This window comes from Streptomyces sp. NPDC090022 (genome assembly GCF_044748145.1).
Classification (GTDB): Bacteria; Actinomycetota; Actinomycetes; order Streptomycetales; family Streptomycetaceae; genus Streptomyces.
The window spans coordinates 1-4,787 of sequence record NZ_JBIVFN010000057.1 but is presented as its reverse complement, the minus strand read 5'-3'; the positions used below and the strand labels follow the sequence as shown (position 1 = coordinate 4,787).

Genomic DNA, 4,787 nt, shown 5'->3' with positions numbered 1-4,787 from the left:
TGGTCTTGCCCACGCCGAAGCCGCCCGCCACCACGATCTTCGCGGAGGTGGTGGAGCGAGCCGCTCCGCCGTTAGAGCTTGCGAAGTCCACTGAGCACCCTTTCGAGCAGTGTCACGTCAGGCTGGCCGCCGGCGTTTTCGTCGCCGCCCGGCTGATGGATGGCGACCAAACCCGCCTCGGCCAGGTCGGCCACGAGGATTCGGGCGACGCCGAGAGGAATGGAAAGGAGGGCCGAGATCTCGGCCACCGATTTGATTTCTTGGCACAGCCGGCAGATGCGCTGATGCTCGGGCAACTGCCCTTGCAGGCGCGCAGGATCGGCCGTCGTGCTGACCAGCGCCTCGATGGCGAGCTGGTAGCGCGGCCGGGTCCGGCCACCGGTCATGGCGTACGGACGCACCAGCGGGTTGTGGGCCTTGGGGGCCTGTCGCTGCGCACCCTGGTGGGGAGGCGGCGCGTGCCTGCGAGGTTGCTGAGGCGGCTGGGGCTGGCCGTACGACTGTTGCTGGTACGGGTTGTGCTCCGGCATGGGCCGGCTGGGGGCGGAGGGGAAGTTGAAGCGGTTCTGGTCGTGCCCACCCTGCGGCTGCTGAGCGCCGCCAAAGGGATGACCTCCGGGTGTTGTCACGTCTCCTCCTCCGACTCCAAAAACGCAGTACTCCCTGTGGAACCGCGCCACCGCACCCTACGGTGCGATGACGCGAAACGCACTGCCTGTCTGTTAGTTGAGAAGGCTTCCCTGCAGTTCGGCGCGCAGGTCCGGGGTCAGGACGCTGCCCGCGCGATCCACCAGAAGAGCCATCTCGTAGCCCACGAGGCCGATGTCGCACTCGGGGTGCGCGAGTACGGCCAGCGAGGACCCGTCCGAGACGGACATGATGAAGAGGAAGCCGCGCTCCATCTCGACCACGGTCTGGTTGACGGCACCGCCCTCGAAGATGCGGGAGGCTCCGGCGGTCAGCGAGGTCAGTCCGGAGGCCACGGCCGCCAGCTGATCGGCGCGGTCGCGGGGGAAACCTTCGGACATCGCCAGAAGAAGGCCGTCGGCGGAGACCACCACGGTGTGGGACACCCCAGGGGTGTTGTCCACGAAGTTGGTGATCAACCAGTTCAGGTTCTGTGCCGCCTGGCTCATCGGGCTCACACTAACGCTCCTGGTCATAGCTGTTACTTGACTGCTCTGAACCCGCGCTGCGTCCCTGCTGGACTCCACGTCGCAGGTTACTCAGCCTGCCACGGACGTCCTCCGGGGCGCGGGAGACCGAAGGGCCGCCCTGCGGGGTCGTCTCCGCCGCACCCTCGACCAGGTTGGCCTTGGGTACGCGCCGAGGGAGACCGGACGGGGTGACCCCGCCCGCCTTCGGCTCGCGGAGCTTGCCGGCCTGCTGCCAGCGCTCGTCGTTGCGTGAACGCCAGCTGTTGCCGTCCGCCCCCTGCTCCTCCTCCTGGGCCGGCTGCTGCTGTCGCTGCGGCGGTCCTTCGAAGAGGGAAGGGGTCGACTCCGTTTCCTGCTGTGCCGGCTGCCACTGCTGCTGGCTGCCGCGACGCGGCAGGCCCGCTCCGGTCAGCTGGTGGCCGGTGTCGGCAGCGGCGCCCGGACGGTCGAAGCCTACGCGTTCCGGCGCCGGTTCGGGACCCGACTGGGATTCCGATTCGATCCCGTATTCCTGCTGGTAGGCCGCCGGATACGAGTTCTGCTCGGGCCACTGTGCCTGGTGGGACTGGCCATCGTAGCCCGCGCCGTAGTTCTGCCCATCCTGCGGCTGGTCCTGGTAGGAACCCTCCGGATAGGTGTAGTTGTCCTGCGGGTACGCCTCGTAGCCACCCTGCTCGCGCTGGGCGTCGTACGCGGGCTCGTAACCCTGTTCGGCCTGGGGCTCGTACCCCTGGTACGGCTGGTACCCGTGTTCCGGCTGAGGTTCCGGATAGTCCTGGGCGTACTCCTGGACCGGCTGAGCGGCCTGACCCTGCCCGTCGTGGCCGCCCTGGGCCTCCGGGGCGTCCTGGCCCTCCGGGTGCGGCTGCTGGCCGACTCCGGCCTCCAGCTGCGCCCGGCGCTCCTCGCGGAACAGGGACCGGCCCATGGAGTCCAGGCCACGGTTCTCGCCGCCCTGGTTTTCGTACCGGGAGTCGTCGAACCCGAGCTCGGCCGCGGTGCGCATCGGAGCGGACTCGAAGGCCGGCTGCTGCGGGATCATCGAGGAGACGGTGAAGTCGTCGTCCGGGATCCCCTCGCCACCACCACCGTGGGTGATGGCGTCCGGGAGCATGACCAGCGAGGTGGTGCCGGCCTGCTCGCCCGAGGGGCGCAGCTGGACGCGGATGCCGTGGCGGTCCGACAGCCGGCCGACCACGAACAGACCCATGCGCTGCGAGATCGCGGCGTCCACGGTCGGCGGGTTGGCCAGCTTGTGGTTGATGTCCGCGAAGTCCTCGGCGGTCAGACCGATGCCCTTGTCGTGGATCTCGACCATGACGCGGCCGTCGGGCAGACGCGTGGCGTTGACGCGGACCTTGGTCTGCGGGGAGGAGAACGTCGTGGCGTTCTCCAGCAGCTCGGCCAGCAGGTGCACGAGGTCGGTCACGGCCTGGCCGTGGATCTCGGCCTCGGAGACGCCCGACAGCTCGATGCGCTCGTACTGCTCCACCTCGGAGGAGGCGGCACGCAGGACGTCGACCAGGGGGACCGGCTGGTCCCAGCGGCGGCCCGGCTCCTCACCCGCGAGGATGAGGAGGTTCTCGCCGTTGCGGCGCATACGGGTGGCCAGGTGGTCCAGGCGGAAGAGGTTCTCCAGCTGGTCCGGGTCGGCCTCGTTGTTCTCCAGGTCGGTGATGAGGGTCAGCTGGCCCTCGATCAGCGACTGGTTGCGCATGGAGAGGTTCGTGAAGATCGCGTTGACGTTGCCCCGTAGGAGGGCCTGCTCGGCGGCGAGCCGGACGGCCTCGCGGTGGACCTGGTCGAACGCGCGGGCGACCTCGCCGATCTCGTCCTGGGAGTCGATCGGGATCGGCTCGACACGGGTGTCGACCTTGCCCGGGTCGGTGCGCGAGAGCTGGTCGACCAGGCTCGGCAGACGCTGCTCGGCGATGTCGAACGCGGCGCCGCGCAGGCGGCGCATCTGGCGGCCCATCTGGCGGGCCACCAGGCCGGCCAGGAGGAAGGCGGTGGTGAGGGCGACGACCACGACGGCGCCGGTGATGATGGCGTCGGTGCGGGCGTCGTCGGCGACCGTGGCGGCCTCGGTCACGGCCTTGGCGGTGACCTCCTGCTCGATCTGCGTGTACGCCTCGAACTTCGCGGTGGCCGCGGCCTGCCAGAACAGGGCGTTGGTGCCCTTGGTGGCGAGGACCTTGGGGTCCTCGCCGCCGGCTATCGCCTCGGTCATGCCCTCGAGCATGGAGTCGTTGACCTTCGGCGGGGCGACGAACGGCTTGCCGGAGGCCTCGGCCTGCTCCTTGACCTCGGCGAGCTTGGTCTCGCCCTCCTTGGTCTTGGCGGCGAAGACTTCCTTGAGGCGCTCGGTGTCGGCGTCGGTGCCGGCCGCGACGTACTCGGCGAGCGCGATCTCCTCCAGGTAGGCGTACGAGGAGAAGGCGACGAGCTGCCCCTCCTTGATCGCCGGGTCCTTGCTCGGCCGGACCAGGAGGTGGGTGCCGATGGAGCGCTGGAGCGAGCCGGCGGCCTTGGCGAGCTGGATCGCGTAGACCATGCGGCCGTAGGACGTGATGTTTCCGGTGCCCAGGCCCAGCTCGTTGGAGAACTGCATGAGGTTGTGCTGGACCAGCACATAGCCCTCTTCGGTGGCCACCGGTCCGCCCTGGCTGGCCGACAGGTTCTTCTTCGGGGTCTCGGTGTTCAGGTTGTACGCGGTGTCGCGCAAATGCTGAAGCTTCGGCTCTTCCTTCTGGAAGAGATCGAGACGGTGCTGCAGGCCCTTCCTCTGGGGCATGCCCTTGATCGCCTCGGCGAACTTCTGCTTCGCCTTGTCGGTCTTGTTACGGGCATCGACCACGACCGCGTTGCTCTTGTCGCCCTTGAGGAGCGGCTCGGCGGTCAGGTCGCGCTCGTCGAGGAGGGCCTGGCCGTATTCCGACGCGGCCTTGACGACCATGGCCGTCTTCTCGGCGTCCTTGGCCGCGTTCCAGGTGTCGATCGATCCCTTCACCTGGAAGCCGCCCATGACCAGCCCGACGCCGACGGGCAGCAGGAGGATCGCGTTCAGACGCGTCGGCACACGCCAGTTGCGGGGCGAGAACCTGCTGGTGCTACGGCTGCTCCTGGGCGTGTCCATGGGCACGTCGACAGAAGACGCGGCCGCGCGCTGCGGCGGGGTGAAGTTGCCGCGCGCGGGTTCATCCGCGGGGCTCGAGTTGCTTCGCCTCACTCGACCAACAACCTCTCGGCGGTGCTACTAGCTAGTTCGTTGAATTCCAGCATGTCCAACGGCCGTGTTCCAAACAGTTGAATCCGGCCATTCCTAGAGACCTTTGCCTCACATAAATCGGACATAAAGAGCGAGCTGCGGCAAAAACGAGACGCTCGGTGAACACAGCGGCACCGTACGAGTGCTGCGAGTGTCCAAGTACCAACAATTCTCTGTCGAAACGTTATGAACGACACGGGCGGGCCGTGTCCTTGGACACAGCCCGCCCGTGCGGCGCTCGAGTTGGCGGCCCGCCGTTACTTCAGCCGTGCCATGAGGGCGTGTTCGACGAGCGTGATGAGGGCGCTCTTGGCGTCGGCGCGGTGGCGGGCGTCGGTGGTGATGATGGGTGCGTCGGGGCC

Annotated in this window: 3 protein-coding genes and 2 pseudogenes; all 5 read right to left on the bottom strand. The window is 68.2% G+C overall.

All coding sequences use genetic code 11. The features are described 5' to 3' along the window. Nucleotides 1–91, bottom strand: a pseudogene (locus ACIPXB_RS37060) (ATP-binding protein); the annotation flags it as partial. Continuing rightward, nucleotides 72–629, bottom strand: coding sequence for a DUF742 domain-containing protein (locus ACIPXB_RS37055; protein ID WP_401457402.1), 558 nt, complete (start codon nucleotides 627–629; stop codon nucleotides 72–74). The gene ACIPXB_RS37055 and the pseudogene ACIPXB_RS37060, both read right to left, overlap by 20 nt. Nucleotides 630–722: 93 nt before the next feature. Next, the gene (locus ACIPXB_RS37050; RefSeq protein ID WP_319693805.1) at nucleotides 723–1,145 is read right to left on the bottom strand and encodes a roadblock/LC7 domain-containing protein; all 423 of its coding nucleotides are present in this window, start codon (nucleotides 1,143–1,145) and stop codon (nucleotides 723–725) included. Nucleotide 1,146: 1 nt separating this feature from the next. Next, nucleotides 1,147–4,386 carry a nitrate- and nitrite sensing domain-containing protein gene (locus ACIPXB_RS37045; RefSeq protein ID WP_401457401.1) on the bottom strand — a complete coding sequence of 1,080 codons (3,240 nt, stop codon included), beginning with the start codon at nucleotides 4,384–4,386 and terminating at the stop codon, nucleotides 1,147–1,149. 296 nt (nucleotides 4,387–4,682) lie between these two features. Then, nucleotides 4,683–4,787: pseudogene (locus ACIPXB_RS37040) on the bottom strand (ATP-binding protein); the annotation flags it as partial.